At 37.7% G+C, this 15,810-nt stretch carries 17 protein-coding genes; 7 read left to right on the top strand and 10 right to left on the bottom strand.

All coding sequences use genetic code 11. The features are described 5' to 3' along the window. Window positions 1-10: 10 nt before the first annotated feature. Entirely contained in the window at window positions 11-1,102 is a 1,092-nt protein-coding gene (locus CHB68_RS15165) for a PAS domain-containing sensor histidine kinase (RefSeq protein ID WP_089262154.1), read from the top strand. A gap of 18 nt (window positions 1,103-1,120) precedes the next feature. After that, complete coding sequence (locus tag CHB68_RS15160; RefSeq protein WP_089262152.1) at window positions 1,121-1,525, top strand: response regulator; 405 nt, start codon at window positions 1,121-1,123, stop codon at window positions 1,523-1,525. A gap of 16 nt (window positions 1,526-1,541) precedes the next feature. Here the strand turns inward: CHB68_RS15160 and CHB68_RS15155 are convergent, their stop codons facing one another. The 6 genes from CHB68_RS15155 to CHB68_RS15130 all read right to left on the bottom strand — a co-directional run bounded on the left by CHB68_RS15155 (window position 1,542) and on the right by CHB68_RS15130 (window position 7,429). Continuing rightward, window positions 1,542-3,155: a family 20 glycosylhydrolase gene (locus CHB68_RS15155; protein ID WP_089262150.1), complete on the bottom strand. Its 1,614-nt coding sequence runs from the start codon at window positions 3,153-3,155 to the stop codon at window positions 1,542-1,544. 9 nt (window positions 3,156-3,164) lie between these two features. After that, window positions 3,165-3,839 carry an SGNH/GDSL hydrolase family protein gene (locus CHB68_RS15150; RefSeq protein ID WP_089262148.1) on the bottom strand — a complete coding sequence of 225 codons (675 nt, stop codon included), beginning with the start codon at window positions 3,837-3,839 and terminating at the stop codon, window positions 3,165-3,167. A 21-nt stretch (window positions 3,840-3,860) separates the two neighbouring features. After that, window positions 3,861-4,736: an alpha/beta hydrolase gene (locus CHB68_RS15145; protein WP_089262146.1), complete on the bottom strand. Its 876-nt coding sequence runs from the start codon at window positions 4,734-4,736 to the stop codon at window positions 3,861-3,863. A gap of 10 nt (window positions 4,737-4,746) precedes the next feature. Beyond that, the gene (locus tag CHB68_RS15140; RefSeq protein ID WP_089262144.1) at window positions 4,747-5,475 is read right to left on the bottom strand and encodes an MIP/aquaporin family protein; all 729 of its coding nucleotides are present in this window, start codon (window positions 5,473-5,475) and stop codon (window positions 4,747-4,749) included. 199 nt (window positions 5,476-5,674) lie between these two features. Continuing rightward, the gene (locus tag CHB68_RS15135) at window positions 5,675-6,595 is read right to left on the bottom strand and encodes an SMP-30/gluconolactonase/LRE family protein (protein ID WP_089262142.1); all 921 of its coding nucleotides are present in this window, start codon (window positions 6,593-6,595) and stop codon (window positions 5,675-5,677) included. After that, window positions 6,596-7,429 carry a sugar phosphate isomerase/epimerase family protein gene (locus CHB68_RS15130; protein ID WP_089262140.1) on the bottom strand — a complete coding sequence of 278 codons (834 nt, stop codon included), beginning with the start codon at window positions 7,427-7,429 and terminating at the stop codon, window positions 6,596-6,598. Window positions 7,430-7,587: 158 nt separating this feature from the next. On the opposite strand from CHB68_RS15130, the gene mazG reads away from it, so the two are divergent. Then, window positions 7,588-8,364, top strand: coding sequence for a nucleoside triphosphate pyrophosphohydrolase (gene mazG, locus CHB68_RS15125; RefSeq protein ID WP_089262138.1), 777 nt, complete (start codon window positions 7,588-7,590; stop codon window positions 8,362-8,364). On the opposite strand, the gene CHB68_RS15120 is transcribed toward mazG, so the two are convergent. Further along, a complete protein-coding gene (locus tag CHB68_RS15120; RefSeq protein ID WP_089262136.1) occupies window positions 8,361-8,777 on the bottom strand; it encodes a response regulator in 417 nt (138 codons plus the stop codon). The genes mazG and CHB68_RS15120 overlap by 4 nt on opposite strands. Window positions 8,778-9,025: 248 nt before the next feature. Here CHB68_RS15120 and CHB68_RS15115 point away from each other — a divergent pair, with 248 nt between their 5' ends. From CHB68_RS15115 to CHB68_RS15100, 4 genes are read left to right on the top strand one after another with little or no spacing between them, the layout of a single operon-like run. Continuing rightward, a complete protein-coding gene (locus tag CHB68_RS15115; RefSeq protein ID WP_089262134.1) occupies window positions 9,026-10,393 on the top strand; it encodes an MATE family efflux transporter in 1,368 nt (455 codons plus the stop codon). 50 nt (window positions 10,394-10,443) lie between these two features. Beyond that, the gene (locus CHB68_RS15110; protein WP_089262132.1) at window positions 10,444-10,671 is read left to right on the top strand and encodes a hypothetical protein; all 228 of its coding nucleotides are present in this window, start codon (window positions 10,444-10,446) and stop codon (window positions 10,669-10,671) included. A gap of 5 nt (window positions 10,672-10,676) precedes the next feature. Further along, on the top strand, window positions 10,677-11,246 hold the full coding sequence (locus tag CHB68_RS15105) for a phosphatase PAP2 family protein (RefSeq protein ID WP_089262130.1): 570 nt from the start codon (window positions 10,677-10,679) through the stop codon (window positions 11,244-11,246). Next, window positions 11,243-12,901 carry a glycosyltransferase family 39 protein gene (locus CHB68_RS15100; protein WP_089262128.1) on the top strand — a complete coding sequence of 553 codons (1,659 nt, stop codon included), beginning with the start codon at window positions 11,243-11,245 and terminating at the stop codon, window positions 12,899-12,901. The genes CHB68_RS15105 and CHB68_RS15100 overlap by 4 nt, the downstream gene beginning before the upstream one ends. On the opposite strand, the gene CHB68_RS15095 is transcribed toward CHB68_RS15100, so the two are convergent. The 3 genes from CHB68_RS15095 to meaB form a co-directional block, all read right to left on the bottom strand. Next, window positions 12,895-13,782, bottom strand: coding sequence for a lysylphosphatidylglycerol synthase transmembrane domain-containing protein (locus tag CHB68_RS15095; RefSeq protein WP_089262126.1), 888 nt, complete (start codon window positions 13,780-13,782; stop codon window positions 12,895-12,897). The genes CHB68_RS15100 and CHB68_RS15095 overlap by 7 nt on opposite strands. Continuing rightward, the gene (locus CHB68_RS15090; protein WP_089262124.1) at window positions 13,766-14,725 is read right to left on the bottom strand and encodes a glycosyltransferase family 2 protein; all 960 of its coding nucleotides are present in this window, start codon (window positions 14,723-14,725) and stop codon (window positions 13,766-13,768) included. Before CHB68_RS15090 ends, CHB68_RS15095 begins: the two co-directional genes overlap by 17 nt. An 84-nt stretch (window positions 14,726-14,809) precedes the next feature. Then, window positions 14,810-15,790 (bottom strand): methylmalonyl Co-A mutase-associated GTPase MeaB, encoded by a 981-nt coding sequence (gene meaB, locus CHB68_RS15085; RefSeq protein WP_089262122.1) that lies wholly within the window; start codon window positions 15,788-15,790, stop codon window positions 14,810-14,812. Between the last annotated feature and the right edge of the window lie 20 nt (window positions 15,791-15,810).

Below are 15,810 nucleotides of genomic sequence, written 5' to 3'. Positions count from 1 at the left end.
ACTTGTAAAAATGGTCAAGAATAGTATAGACGAAATTAACAACGATATAAAAAGTGCATTTTTTGAAAATGCCCATTCACCTTTTGTGATTTTGGATGGTGATATGAATTTTGTGGGCGTAAACCATGCAGGTGCCAAAACCTTAGGGATCAACAAAGAAAATTTTATAGGTAAAAATCTATTGGATATTTTTCCCTATCTGGAAGGTACCAAACGCTATGATGCTTACAAAAAGGTTATAGAGACCGGCGTGCCAATTGGTTTTGACGAACTATTGTTCAAAGGTGCCAACGTTGAATTTAAGTTTATGGTAAGGGCCTTTAAAATAGGTGAATATTTAGGGGTGTCTACCTTAGATGTCACTAGTTTAGTGGAAACCATTGCCAAATTAAAAAGTACCCAAACTTCCTTAAAGGAGGTCAATCAAAATTTACAACGTAAAAATCAGGAATTAAAGGACTTTTCCTATGTTGCCGCCCATGATCTTAGAGCTCCGCTTACCAATTTAAAAAGCTTGCTGGAAATGGTCTTGACGGCCGATCCGGGTTCGACTGAAATTTATCCCGTAGTTGAGAAAATGCAGGTCGTTACAAAAGTTATGTGTGACAAGATTAGAGCGTTAAACCAGGTCATCAGTATAAAATCGAACTTTAGCGAGTATACAGAAGAAATGGTTTTTGCCGATGTGATCGGTAAAATCAAGTTAAGCCATTCTCAAGAAATTATTGAAGGAAGAACTATTATAAAGGAAGACTTTTCTAGCTGCCCTAGCATAGAATATAATCCGGTACAATTAGAGAGTATACTGCAAAATTTGATGTCCAATGCTTTAAAGTACCGCCATCACAATAGAAAATTAAGTATTCGTATCTCAACTAAAAAAGTAAACGGAAAAACCATTTTAACCTTTAAGGACAACGGCCTGGGCTTTGACCAAAATCTGGCAGACAAAATATTTCTATTGTTTAAAAGAATGCATACCCATGTAGAGGGGTTGGGCATAGGACTTTATATCATGAATTCCATCGTTAGTGAAAACGGCGGTAAGATAGAGGTTAGCAGTAAAAAGAATAAAGGAACGGAATTTAGAATACAATTATAATTTAGAATATTTATAAAAATGATAAAAATATTAATAATCGAAGACGATGAAATCACCAATTTCATTTCTAAATCCACATTGGAAAAATTTGGATTTAAAAATATTAACGTGGCCCTTAACGGACAGGAAGGCTTGGATTTTTTACGGTCTAATATGTGCCCCGATATCATACTACTTGATGTGAATATGCCTGTATTGGACGGGTGGGACTTTTTGGAAGCGAAAGAACGTGAAAACCTTTGTTCCAACGTACCCATAATCATTACCACCTCTTCTGGAAGACCGGAAGATAGGCTCATGGCAGCAACTTATGATAATGTAATGGACTATATGGAAAAACCTATAGATTTCAATGCGTTGAATTCTATACTAAAGGAAATTCACGCTAATAAGGCAAATAGAACAAAAAAAGCCTCGTTATAATCGAGGCTTTAAACTATTAATCTTTTATTATGGTTTCGTAAGTATAATCGCTCTTTTTCCAATCAATGAGAGGAGAACGATAATACTTAACATCCATACGGTCAAGAAATGGTGCCTGTTCTGCAAGACGGACTTTGTAATCTTCCCAATTTCTGTTATCGGGTATGCTCCAGCTAAGTTCAGAGTACCCTATTATCCTTGGAAAAGCTAAATATTCCAGCTCATCAATTGTACTGATAGTCTCTGACCATAATGGGGCTTCCACTCCTAGAATATTTTCCCTTGGAATTCCATATTCCTCAGGGGACCAGGTATAGGCCGTATCCACAGGTATATATGCTGCCCAGTGCAGTCCAAATTTGGATAGGGTATCATATTGCATATCCAAATAGGCTTTATTGGCAGGCGATACTATTACCTTCATCCCTTTTTCTACCGCTTTTTTAGCATTTTCTTCACTGGCCCACCATTGTGAAATGGAAGTTTCATCTACATTGGCTATGGCAACTTCGTCCCAACCAATCATTCTCTTTCCATGCTTTTGAACAATTTTCTCTACTTTATTGATGAAATAAATGTAATCGTTCTTTTTGGTAACGTGGCTTTCATCTCCACCTACATGAAAATAGGGTCCGGGTGTAATTGCGGCAATTTCCCTAACCACATCATCTATAAAGGCATACACGGTATCTTTTCTAGTATCAAACGTGCTAAAGCCTACTCGGGTACCTTCATATGGTTTTGGGGTCTTCCCGTTTCCGTTTAAAAAGGGATAGGCTACAGAAGCTGCATTGGTGTGGCCAGGCATATCGATCTCAGGTACAATGGTCATATAACGTTCTGCCGCATACGCAACGATCTCTTTATATTCTTCTTGGGTGTAGAATCCACCAGATTCACCACCAACCTCGGTTTGCCCACCAATTTCCGTAAGTTTGGGCCAAGATTTAATTTCTATTCTCCATCCTTGGTCATCGCTCAAATGTAAATGAAGTACATTTATCTTGTAATAGGCCAATAGGTCAATGTATTTTTTAACATCTTCTACACTAAAAAAATGTCTAGCTACATCAAGCATTGATCCTCTATATGCAAAATTGGGATTATCATAAATTTTACCGGATGGTACCGGCCAAATCTGTTGTGGTGCCAAGGTGTCATTGCTTTGTATTGGAATTAATTGGCGCAGGGTCTGTATTCCCCTAAAGGCACCTTCAGAATTGTTGGCATTGATGATAATGGAATCTTGATTGATGTATAATTGGTAGGCTTCTGGTGCAGCCATTTCCAAACTATCAGATTGATTAATATAAATAATTCTTTCAACCGTATTGTTGCCTTCGGTATTAACGGGAATGGTCAACTTGGTATGGTCGTTCAATTTTTGGGACAAGAACTTTCCTACCTCTTCAAATCCTATAGCATTTGTTGACGTGTAGATTGCCGTAAATTGGTCAAGGGCAAAGGCGGAGTTTGTTGGTATTGTCTTTAATGGTTTGGGAATTAAGCTGTTGACGGATAAATCCGTAGTGGGCATTGGTATACGTGCTTTCTTTTTTTCAGTACAGGCAATACATATCAAAGTAATTGCAAGAAAACAAATACTTCTTATGCTAAAGGTTTTGATCATTATTTCTAATTATTGGTTCTCGACTAAGTTTATCATGGCATTATACCATATGTCATATCCTTTTTGATTCATATGTAGCCCATCTTCGATAAAAATATCGGTTCTTAGTTTTTTATTCTCCAGCATAGGGTTCCACACGTCTACAAAAAATAAATTGGTGTCCTTGCCGGATAAGCGTTCCATCTTTCTGTTTAACCGTTTATATTTTCCACGTATCTTCCATCTACTAATGCTGGGCTTTGCAGCTATCAATATAATCTTAGTACCTGGATTGTGCGCTTTTATTCGACGGATGATTTCTTCGGTCGTATCAATAACTTGATTTGGTCTTTTTTTGGCCCATAAATCATTGTCGCCTTCATAAATAAATACCTTTTTAGGGCTATATTTTAATACCAAAGTGTCCAAAAAATAGAGTAGGTCAGATGATTGGGAGCCCCCAAATCCTGTATTCAGAATTTGATGGTCGGCAAAACGCTCTTCCAGACCTTTCCATAAACGCACACTGGAACTACCTGTGAAAACAATGGTCTCTCTTTGTGAATCCCAAATAGAGTCATATTTTTTATTGATCTGGGCTACTTCATCCTTAAAACTGTTTTCTAATTGTGCCTGTGTGCCAAAAGTGCCGCACAGTATGCAAAAGGCTAAAAGATGTAGTAGTTTAAAGGGTGTTCTATACATAAATCTTATATCGGTTTTTTGTTAATTTGCACTTACCGTGGTAAACCCCTCTGTAAGTGCCCATGAATAAAATTGGGCAATCCAATCATCTGAGGCCAAATCCTGTTTTTTCATTCCAAAGCCATGCCCTCCTTTAGAATACATGTGCAATCCTGCGGTTTTGTTGTTTTCCAACCATGCCATATACAATGCCGCACTTGGTTTTGCCAATTGTAAGGGGTCGTCCGATGCACAGATTACCAACATGGCCGGCGCATCTTCCGGAACTTCAAAATCTCCTACCACGGTCATCCAAGGATAGACGGGAATTATAAAATCCGGTCTATCTGCGATGGTGTAGTTTAGTGTAACGCCCATGGTCACCGCACCACCGGCGGAAAATCCCATAAAGCCAATTTTATTGGGGTCTAGCCCAAGCTCTTTGGCGTTGGTCCTAACATAATTTACGGCCGCAAGCCCGTCTGCAATGGACAAGGGCAAGACCGGTTTTACACGCTCCCCAATTTTAGCAGGATTGCTGACAGATTCATCACTAATTTCCTTGATGCCATCTACACCTGTGGGTACCAATCTATACTTAAGGACAAATGCAGTAATACCCCTATCATTTAACCATTTTGCAACTTCCCTGCCTTCACTTTCTATACTCAGTCCATAAAGTCCTCCGCCAGGGGCTACTATGACGCTCGTACCATTTGGGTTATTGGCCTTATATATCTCTAAACGGGGAACGGATACGTTCGTCACCACTTGGGTTTGCCATATTTCTGAATAAAATTCTTTTTCCTCCGTATGCCATGTAACTTGGGAGTCTGTGGAATAGGGCAGTTCAATAATTTCTTGGGCAATGCTATTCATGTAAAGTAAAAAACAGGTAAATATAGATATTGTTTTCATAGCTATTAATTTAAATAGTCTCGATCAACATGTAAAGTAGGGCTGCTAAAACACCACCAAATATTGGCCCTACAACAGGTACCCAAGCATAGCCCCAATCACTTTTTCCTTTGTGTTTTATAGGAAGTAGTGCGTGCATTAGACGTGGGCCAAGATCACGTGCAGGATTAATGGCATATCCCGTAGGACCGCCAAGTCCAAAGCCAATACCCATTACCAAAAGGGCTACCGGCAAAGCGTCCAAAGAACCCAACGATACGGCATTATCACCTACGGAACCGCCTGCTATATAGAATACCCCAAATACCAAGGCAAATGCACCTATAATTTCCGTAACCAGATTCCAGAACGGACTTCTGATCGCTGGTGCCGTAGAAAAGGTGGCCAATATTGCATTTTCATCTTCTGTAGCTTCATACTGCTTTTTATAGGTCAACCAAACCAAAAGGTTACCGATCATTGCACCAATGATTTGCGCTACAATATATCCCGGCACTAAATTCCATGAAAATTTACCGGCTGTGGCAAGCCCTATGCTTACTGCCGGATTTAGGTGTGCACCACTAATATCAGCAGATATAAAAACACCTATAAATACAGCTATACCCCACGCAAGGGATATACCCACCCAACCGGAATCCCCTCCTTTGGTTCCTTTTAATACCAAATTGGCAACAATACCGTTACCAATTAAAATTAACATTGCTGTACCAATGATTTCAAAAATATAAATGTTCATGCTTTAAATATTTAGTGGATTAAGATAGAAAAAAAGAAGGAATAACTAATATTTAAAACTGTTTGTTGCATTATTGTCAATTTTAGCGGAAATATCTATTTCTTGGACAAATATTTAAGAAAAATTAAATTATCACATCGCCCATATTTAGTGGTAGAAGCAGAATTACAAATAAAATTTCTTAAAACGGATTTTTAAATCAGTCCATTGGATATCTAACTCCATGAACGTTCATCCGCAACGTATAAACAGCGCCTTTGGCCGTAATAAAAAGTGTCTCTTGATTTTTGCCGCCAAAAGTTACATTTGCTGTCCATTCTTCATTTACGGGAATATGTGCAATTTGCTTACCGTCTTTGTTGAATACTGTAACGCCATCACCTGTTAGGTACACATTGCCCTTATGGTCTATGGTCATTCCATCGGAACCCATTTCGGTAAATAAGGTCTTGTTGGTAAGATCTCCATTATCATTTATTGTAAATGAATAGGTTTTTTTTGCACCTATATCCGCTATATACAATGTCTTGCCATCTGCCGTGCCTATAATTCCATTTGGTTGAACAAAACCTTCGGCGGCTATAGTTATATCTTTTCTATTTGGAGCTACATAGTACACTCGTTTTTCCTTGATGTCCGGAGTAGTGCGATCCCAATATGGTCTTTGATAATAAGGATCGGTAAAATAAATGCCACCCTTTAGATCTACCCATAAATCATTGGGGCCATTTAATTTCTTACCTTCAAATTGTGTGATCAATGTGTCAATATTACCATTCATGCCAATCTGCCAAAGCTCATTATGTTCATCCGCAGCTGCCAATAGATTGCCTTTATGGTCAACATATAGACCGTTTGCCCTTCCAGAGGGTTTTTTAAAAACTTCAATGGTGTTTTTTGATGCACTCCATTTTAAAATTTGATCGTTTGGCTGATCTGTAAAAAAAACATCTCCCTCCTCATTGGCGGCAGGGCCTTCCGTGAAACTAAAGGTATTGGCTATTTGGCTTAGTTCTGCCCCTTCTGCAATAATACCAGTGGATTGCGATGTACAGGAACAAAAGTTTACGACCAATAATATGATAAAAATCGATTTTAGGGTAATTTTAAAGTGTACCATTTATATGGTGTTTAAAAAATTCATATTATGCTTCATACTTTTCACCGGGTTAGTGGCATACTCTTCCTGTTCTACATAAATATGCTCTACTCCAGAAAGCTCCCTGTTTGTTAACATTAAAGGTATATCAAGTATTCCTTTACCAAATTCTGTACTTTCCTTTTTGTCCATATCCATGTCCTTTAGATGCCATAATGGAAATCTTCCAGGATATTTTTTAAAATAGTTAATCGGATTTTTACCGGCCACCACGACCCATCCCAAGTCAAGCTCCATATAAACCAGGTCCGCTTGCGTGTGGTCCATTAAAACATCGTAAAGGACAACATTGTTGTGCGATTCAAATTCATATTCATGGTTATGGTAACCGAATTTTAAACCTACTTTTTTACAGGCTTCTCCCGCCTTATTGAATTGTTCCGCCACTTTTTTATAATTATCCACAGTTTGCCCATCTGTAGGCATGGAGGAACAAATTAAATATTGTTGACCAGAAGCCACCGCATCTTCCATAGTGCGCTCAAAATCAGCATCTAATCTTATATGTCCGCTTGTTAATTTCATGCCTAAATCATTACAGGTTTGCGCCATCTCCTTGGGGGACAACCCATAATAATATCCTTTGCTTGATCCAGCACTTTCAATTTCCTTAAAACCTAATTTGGCTATGGTCTCCAATGTCTTTTTTGGATTTGAGAGCATGCTCTCCCTAAATGAATAAAGTTGTACACCATAACCAGTGGATATACTAGAAGCACAACTGATCTGCGGCATAAGAAATGTTGCGGCCCCAAATAAGCCCGTTTGTCTTATGAATTTTCTACGAGTGGTCATTGTTTTATTTTAATGATTGTTAATTAGCTATGGAGCTACATTGCATCCAACCAAATAATAAGTTACAATGTTGTTCTCCTACATTCTAAATGTACGAAATCTGCATAGGATTATAGCGGGTAACCATTGGTATACGTATTTTTGCAAAAATCCAGGGTATGAACAGTAGGAAAGATCAATTACAGGCATTGGACAGGTTATTGACCATTATGGACGAGCTCAGGGCAGAGTGTCCATGGGACAAAAAACAGACCATGCAATCCTTAAGGCACCTCACAATAGAGGAAACCTATGAGCTAGGTGATGCTATTCTTGACGAAGATCTTAATGAAGTAAAGATGGAACTTGGTGATGTGTTGTTACATATCTTTTTCTATGCTAAAATTGGTTCTGAAACCGGTGATTTTGATATTGCCGATGTAGCTAATGCCATATGTAAAAAATTAATTCATAGACATCCTCATATTTATGGAGATGTTAAGGTTGCCAATGCAGATGAAGTGAAGCAAAATTGGGAGCAAATAAAGCTAAAGGAAGGTAAAAAAAGTGTACTGGAAGGAGTTCCAAGAAGTTTACCTGCACTTGTAAAGGCCAATAGAATACAAGATAAAGTGGCCGGTGTAGGATTTGATTGGGAAAAGCCAGAGCAGGTATTTAGCAAAGTACAGGAAGAGTTAGGTGAATTACAGGCCGAAGTCTCCACTGGTAATGGTGAGAAAATAGAATCAGAATTTGGTGATGTGCTATTTTCAATGATCAATTACGCTAGATTTTTAGGAGTGAATCCTGAAAATGCTCTTGAACGGACCAATAAAAAATTCATAAAACGATTTCAATTCCTGGAGGCGCAAGCGGCCAAATTGGGAAAATCATTAAAGGACATGACCTTACAGGAAATGGATGTTTATTGGAACCAAGCAAAAATGAACGACTAAACCTCTTTAAGATGTTCCGCTACTTTTGCGATCGCTCTCACCAAGTGATCATATTTCAAAGGTTTTACAAAGTATTCTGAAATCATGGAATAGGTTTTGGCGTGAAGCATATCCTTATTGTTCAAAGAAGAGGTCAACATAAAAATATGTATCTTCTTTGCCAATTCTTCTTGGAAAAAATTCAACTCATCCAAAAATTGAAATCCATTTAGGACCGGCATATTTAGGTCTAGAAAAATAATATCCGGGATTATTTCTTCAGAATGTCTATGTTTGGACAAGACCTCTAAAGGTTCAACTGAGTCTGGAAATTCAATAGTTTTTTTTATGCCTATTTCCTGTAGGTTACGTTTTAGGACATATTTTGAAATATCGTCATCATCGATAACCCAAACCAATGGTTGTGCAATCATTTTTTTTGGGGGAATTAGTTAATGGTTACAACAGTAACGTTTTATATGCTAAAATAGTGTTCTGTAAAGTAGAAAAATTGCATAAAATTACATCACATTTATCCTAAAATTTCGGTCATGGAATGGATATCTAACCAACATCTGTCTTATGCAATCAATGGTTTTTAAATTAATAGTATTAAGATCCGGTGCTTTACCCTAGGTTTTGGAATTAGAAGTACCTTTGTCCGAAATTTAGTTCCTTAGTTTTGTTCAAAGCATATACAAAAGAGTTTAGCTACAATATTAAATTGTCCGTTCCCGTAATACTGGGGATGTTGGGCCACACTTTTGTACAGCTTGCGGATAATATTATGGTGGGTCAATTAGGTACCGCAGAACTTGCTGCAGTTTCGTTGGGCAATAGTTTTGTATTTATAGCCATGTCTTTGGGAATAGGCTTTTCAACGGCCATAACACCTTTGGTTGCAGAAGCTGATGGTGCCGAAAACAAACAAGATGCAAAGAATGCATTAAAGCACGGTTTGGTGTTGTGCACCATATTGGGGCTGTCCCTATTTGGGTTGATTTTAGTGGCCAAACCGTTAATGTACGCCATGAAGCAGCCCGAGGTGGTTGTGGAACTTGCCATGCCTTATTTGGATTTGGTTGCCTTTTCTTTGGTGCCTCTGATCGTTTTTCAGGCGTTCAAGCAATTTTCGGAAGGCTTGTCACAGACCAAATATCCTATGTATGCTACCATTGTGGCCAACATCATCAACATTGTTTTAAATTACCTCCTCATTTTTGGCAATTTTGGTTTTCCTAAAATGGGTATTATAGGTGCAGCTATTGGTACCTTGGTTTCACGAATATTAATGGTGCTTTACATTTGGTATATTTTAAAGAGTAAGGAAAAATTCAATTATTATGTTACCGGATTCAATTTTAGAAAAATTGAGCAAAAGGTTATTCGTAAAATTATAGCCTTAGGCTTTCCTTCATCATTGCAGATGTTCTTTGAGGTGGCCATATTTACCGGAGCAATATGGCTGAGCGGGGTGCTTGGAAAAAATGCTCAGGCGGCCAATCAAATTGCACTGAATTTGAGTAGTATGACCTTTATGTTCGGTATGGGGCTGGGCATAGCCGCCATGATTCGCGTTGGCAATCAAAAAGGCTTGGGCAATTTTAAAGAGTTAAGACGAATTGCACAATCCATTTTCTTTTTGACCTTGCTTCTGGAAATTGTTTTTGCCGCACTCTTTCTCTTGGGTAGACACTGGTTTCCGGCGCTCTACCTAGATGTAAACGATGTAGCCAATATGGCAGATAATACAGAGGTGTTGATAATGGCCGCTGAATTATTGCTTGTAGCCGCCTTTTTTCAAATTTCAGACGGTATACAAGTCGTTGTTTTAGGAGCTTTAAGGGGATTGCAAGATGTACGCATACCTACAATTATAACCTTTATAGCGTATTGGTTAATAGGTTTTCCTGTCAGTTTTTATTTAGGGCTCTACACACCTTTTAAAAGCACGGGTATTTGGATCGGGCTTCTTATAGGATTATCGGCATCGGCCATTATGTTGTATCTTCGATTTAATTATTTGACAAAAAAATTAATTGTTGGTTAAAGCGTTTGCACCATCAATATATGATTAGAATGAACATTAGTTTTTAGATTATGGAGTTTCCGAAATTTTTATTGGGTGATAATACCGATTTTCCTACCGCAATTTTCGTAGTACATACTGAATTCCCCAGGTTTATTATCAATCTGGAAAATGATGAGGTAGAATGGTTGGAGGAATTTTCAAAAGAAGATGAAAAGGAGTTGGAAGAAGAGGCGGAGAACCTAATTGCGGCCGCCACTGCATTCTATGATCGTGAGGTTTCCAGATATGAAGAGTAATCAGTATGCTTCAAGAACTACTAGAATTTGACAAGGAATTATTTATATTCTTAAACGGTTTAGGTACAGACCGATGGGATTTTTTTTTTCAGTTCGTCTCCCATAAGCTAAGTGCACTACCTCTATATATGTTTTTGTTGCTTCTTGCCTATAAAAAACTAGGCCTAAAACAAACCTTGGTTTTATTGGTTACCATTACCTTGCTCATAACCGTCACCGATCAATTAAGCAATTTTTTTAAATATGGCGTGGCTAGATTGCGGCCTTGTCACAATCCGGAAATTGCACCGGTAATGCGGTTGGTAAAAAGTTATTGTGGAGGCCAATTCGGTTATTTTTCCGCCCATGCGGCAAACGCATTTGCGGTAGCCGTGTTTTTTAGCATTTTATTAAAATCTGAAATTAAGTACATAGGCGTTGGTCTGTTGATTTGGGCAGCTCTTGTTGCCTATAGTAGGGTATATATTGGAGTTCACTTTCCGCTTGATATTTTTACGGGTGCGGTATTGGGCTCGTTGTTTGGTTGGTTGTTTATAAAGTTATTTATATTTGCACTTCGCAAATTTTCCCTATGATATCCAATCTAAGGTATTGGTTTTTAATTGCTTTGATTTTCTTGGTCTACCTGGCCGGTATGTTTGCAACCTTGTTTGAGAACGATTCTGCCCAGTTTTCCGTGATGGCCATGAGGATGGTCCAGGAAAATGACTTTTTAAGTCTTTTTAAAGGTCCCAATGAATATTTGGATAAGCCCCATATGCATTATTGGTTGGCCGCCATTTCCTACAAAATTTTTGGCTTACATGCATGGGCCTATAGAATTCCAGGAATTTTGGCAACGTTACTTGCGGCTTATAGCTGTTATGGACTTGGCGCTTTACTGTATAACAAAGATGTGGGTAGATTGGCAGCTTTAATATTCATGACTGCCCAAACCATAGTCTTAGGTGCAATTGACGTTCGTACAGATGCTGTTTTGACCGGTTTTAGCATACTGGCCATTTGGCAATTGGCTAAATATGTGGAGCATGGATCGGTACATAGTATTGTCATAGGTGCTTTTGCAGCCGGAATGGCCTTTTCTACCAAAGGGCAAATAGCACTTCTTGTAATTGGTTTGCCCTTGATCTGTCATATAGCATACACTAGAAAATGGAATGCTTTTTTAAGTTGGAAGGTTCTTTTGGCTTTATTGATTTTTGGACTTACAATAACTCCTATGTTATATGCCTATTACACGCAGTTTGATCTGCATCCGGAAAAGGTGATTAGAGGTAAAAGCAATCGTAGCGGTATTTTCTTTATATTTTGGGAACAAAGTTTTGAACGTTTAAGCGGTGAGGGCATAGGTAAGAACAGTAGTGATTTCTTTTTCTTTTTCCACACTTTTTTATGGGTTTTCCTTCCTTGGACCATTATTGGTATTACTGCATATTGGGGAAGACTAAAAACTTTTTTCAAGTCTAGGCTAAAATTCGATTCCAAGAATGAATTTTTAACATTGGGCGGTATAACGCTTATTTTTGCGGTCATTAGTTTTGCCCAATTTAAGCTTCCACATTATTTAAATATAACCATTCCTTTATTTGCGGTATTAACTGCTTCATATTTATATAATACCTATAGGCTTCAACAACAGCGTACTATTCATATTTTAAAAATAGGTCAGCTTTTTGTACTTGGAATCGTATTCATTGCTTCAGCCTTAATATGTTTTTATGTATTTAAATTAAATAGTGTCCTGGCATATATATCGCTAGTCGTCGCGGCAATAATCATTGTGTATTATGCTATGAAGAGGGAAGGTGAATATATAAAGCTAATAACGGTTTCCGTTTGCGCTTCTGTATTATTGAATGCTGTTTTAAACTTACATTTTTATCCAAACCTATTGGAATTTCAAGGCGGTTCTTCTATGGCTAAAATTGTTGAACAAAAGAATATTCCAGTTGATCGCATTTATAAAATTGGGGACGATTTCACATGGGCCCTGGACTTTTATAATCAATATCCCGTTCAGATAACTTCGGTAGATTCCTTAAAAAACAAGAAGGATGTTTGGGTATATGTTACTGAGGATGAAATGGAATTATTGAAAAACAAAGATTTTGATTGGGATGCTCAATTTAGTGTTGACCAATTTAGGATTACAAGACTTCAGGGTAAATTCCTGAATCCCAATACCCGGAAAAAGGTAACTAGAAAAATGTACTTACTGCATATTTATTGACCTTTAGTGTGTAAAGTTCTTACTTCCAATTTTATTTTTTTAAAGTGATACCAAATGCCGCACAAGGAAATTATAGCGGTTATCAAAAAAAACAAAACACTGATACTTACGGATATATTTTCATCTAAACCTAAGAATTGGGCACCATAAAAGAATGTTATCTCCCTACTACCTATTCCACCTAATGTCAATGGTAGTACGGCAACAATAGATGAGATAAGAAAGATAATTAGATAGGAGATTTGGTGCAACGTAATATTAAGGGCCATTAATATACACCATAGACAGATTAATTGTGCCAATTGTACCAAGCCGGACAACAATGTTGTTTTCCAAAAAATAGGAATTACATAATCAAAGAATTTTTTGTTGAGCAACCAATAGACCGCAATTGATAGTGGTATTGCCAGAATAAAAATCCATCTATAATTTACCAGTTTTTCTATTTCTGCTACTGCCAATAAACCACAGGCAAAAATAAAGAGTAGCAGTAGTCCTCCTAACCGATCTAATATTAAAACACTTATTATTTTTTTGGTTGATACCTTAAAATTCTTTTTAAGGACATACCCTTTATAAGCATCACCACCAATACCGCCAGGAAGAAAAAGATTGTAGAACATACCCAAGACATATAATTTAAGATTACTTTGTTGGGTCAAGGGTACGTTAAGTTGATGAAAGTAAAGATTAAGCCTAAAGGCCGCTATAATTTTTGAAGCAACAAAAAAAAGAGTAGCAATTATCAGGTAAAACGGATCACTTTCAAGTACAATATTCTTTATCTCACCAATATTTATCTTGGTGTAGATGAAATAGATTAAGAGGGCACTGATCAGTACCTTGATCCCAGTGGTTACTTTTTTATTTAATTTGGCCACCTACGCTTACTTTTTTAACACGGTAAGGTCTTTTCTTCTGGGATTCATAATAGGTACGTATTAAAAGTTCCATTACTATTCCTATGGTAAACAGTTGAATTCCTGCAAGAATAAACATCATCCCGAACATCAATAGGGGTCTGGTGCCTATATCCTCCCCAAAACCAACTTTTACGATCAATAGATATATATTGATTAATATTCCCAATAATATCATTAAGAAACCAAAAATACCGAACAGATGTATGGGTCGTTGAAAATATTTGCGAATAAATAAAAGGAGCATCATATCTGCTACTACCTTAAAAACGCGTTCCAAACCATATTTGGAAACACCGGCATGGCGTGCATGATGTTTTACGGGGATTTGTTTTATCTGTCCGCCTTCCAAATGAGCCAAAAGGGTAATGAACCTATGCATTTCTCCGTAGAGATTTAAATCTTTGGCAATATCCTTTGTAAAGACCTTTAGGGCACAACCATTGTCCTTGATATCTAATTTTGTAATTCGCCTGACTAGGAAATTGGCAATTTTTGAAGGTATTTTTTTAACTAGGGAGTCCTTTCTTTTTTGACGGATACCGGTCACTACATCATATTCCTCGGTTACGGCATAGCTGAGCATTTCAGGAATATCAGATGGGTCGTTCTGCAAATCCCCGTCCATGGTAATGATATACTCTCCCTCCGCATAGTCCAACCCTGCCGCCAAAGCTAAGCTTTGCCCATAATTTTTCTTTAATTCTATAAGATGGACTTTTTCATCCTTTAATGATTTCACTACTTTTTTGGTGGTGTCCGTAGAAAAATCATCCACATATATGATTTGATAATCATAGCCTACCAGACTTTCGTGAATCTTTTGTGTTAGTAAAGTAACATTTTCCTCTTCATTATATAAAGGAACTACGACCGAAAGTAGGGAAGTGGTAATAGGTTGCATTGGGTTGTTTTTGGAATAGCGACAAAGTTATGTTTTTTATCCTTAATAATAAGGCAAAGCTGGTAGGTAACTATGTGGAGATTGTTACTTGAGCAACTTTAATAATTTTTCTGCCGCAGCAAATGGAGATGTTTTGCCGTTCATTACTTCATCTTTAAGTTCTGGCAGTAATTCCTTGGTTTTGTTGTTGTCATAGAAGGCGGTCAATACTTCTTGCTCTAAATATTGAACGAGCCATTGCTCATTTTGCTTTTGCCTATTTTTTGCAAAGAATCCGGAATCTTTCATTAAGGTGCAATAGGTTGAAATGACCTGCCAAATTTTCCGGAGTCCCTTGTTTTCAAGTGCGGAACAAGTAAGTACTTCGGCAGACCATCCGTTTTCCTTAGGAGGGAACATATGTAAGGCTCTTGTAAATTCCGTCTTTGACAATTCAGCATTTTTAATATTGTTGCCATCTGCCTTGTTAATGACTAATAAATCCGCCATTTCCATGATGCCCCTTTTTATCCCCTGCAAGTCATCACCGGCACCGGCTAATTTTAATAATAAAAAGAAATCTACCATACTATGTACGGCTGTTTCACTTTGGCCTACGCCAATGGTTTCAATAATAATGGTATCATAGCCTGCCGCTTCCAGCACAATAATACTTTCCCTGGTTTTACGTGCAACGCCCCCCAAAGTTGAACCTGATGCGGAAGGCCGTATATAGGCATTGGGGTTCTTGGCCAATTCCAACATACGTGTTTTGTCCCCTAAAATACTTCCTTTTGTTATCCTGCTAGAGGGGTCTACGGTCAATACCGCCACTTTTTTTCCCAAATTTGTGAGCAAGGAACCAAATTGTTCAATAAACGTACTTTTTCCCACTCCTGGAACTCCTGTAATGCCTATTCTTACAGTATTATGATTTGATATACACGCTTGCACTATGTCGTTTGCCATTGTGCGATGTTCTGCCTTGGTACTTTCAATAAGGGTAATTGCTTTACTGACCAGAGCTATGTCATTGTTAAAAATACCATCAATAATATCGGTAGAAGTAAGGTTGGCTAGATTCATTGCTGTGTATTTTTACCCGT

The sequence above is a fragment of the Maribacter sedimenticola genome, assembly GCF_900188415.1.
In the GTDB taxonomy this organism is placed as follows: domain Bacteria; phylum Bacteroidota; class Bacteroidia; order Flavobacteriales; family Flavobacteriaceae; genus Maribacter; species Maribacter sedimenticola.
The sequence above is the reverse complement of the archived record's forward strand: the minus strand, read 5'-3'. Positions and strand labels throughout refer to the sequence as shown.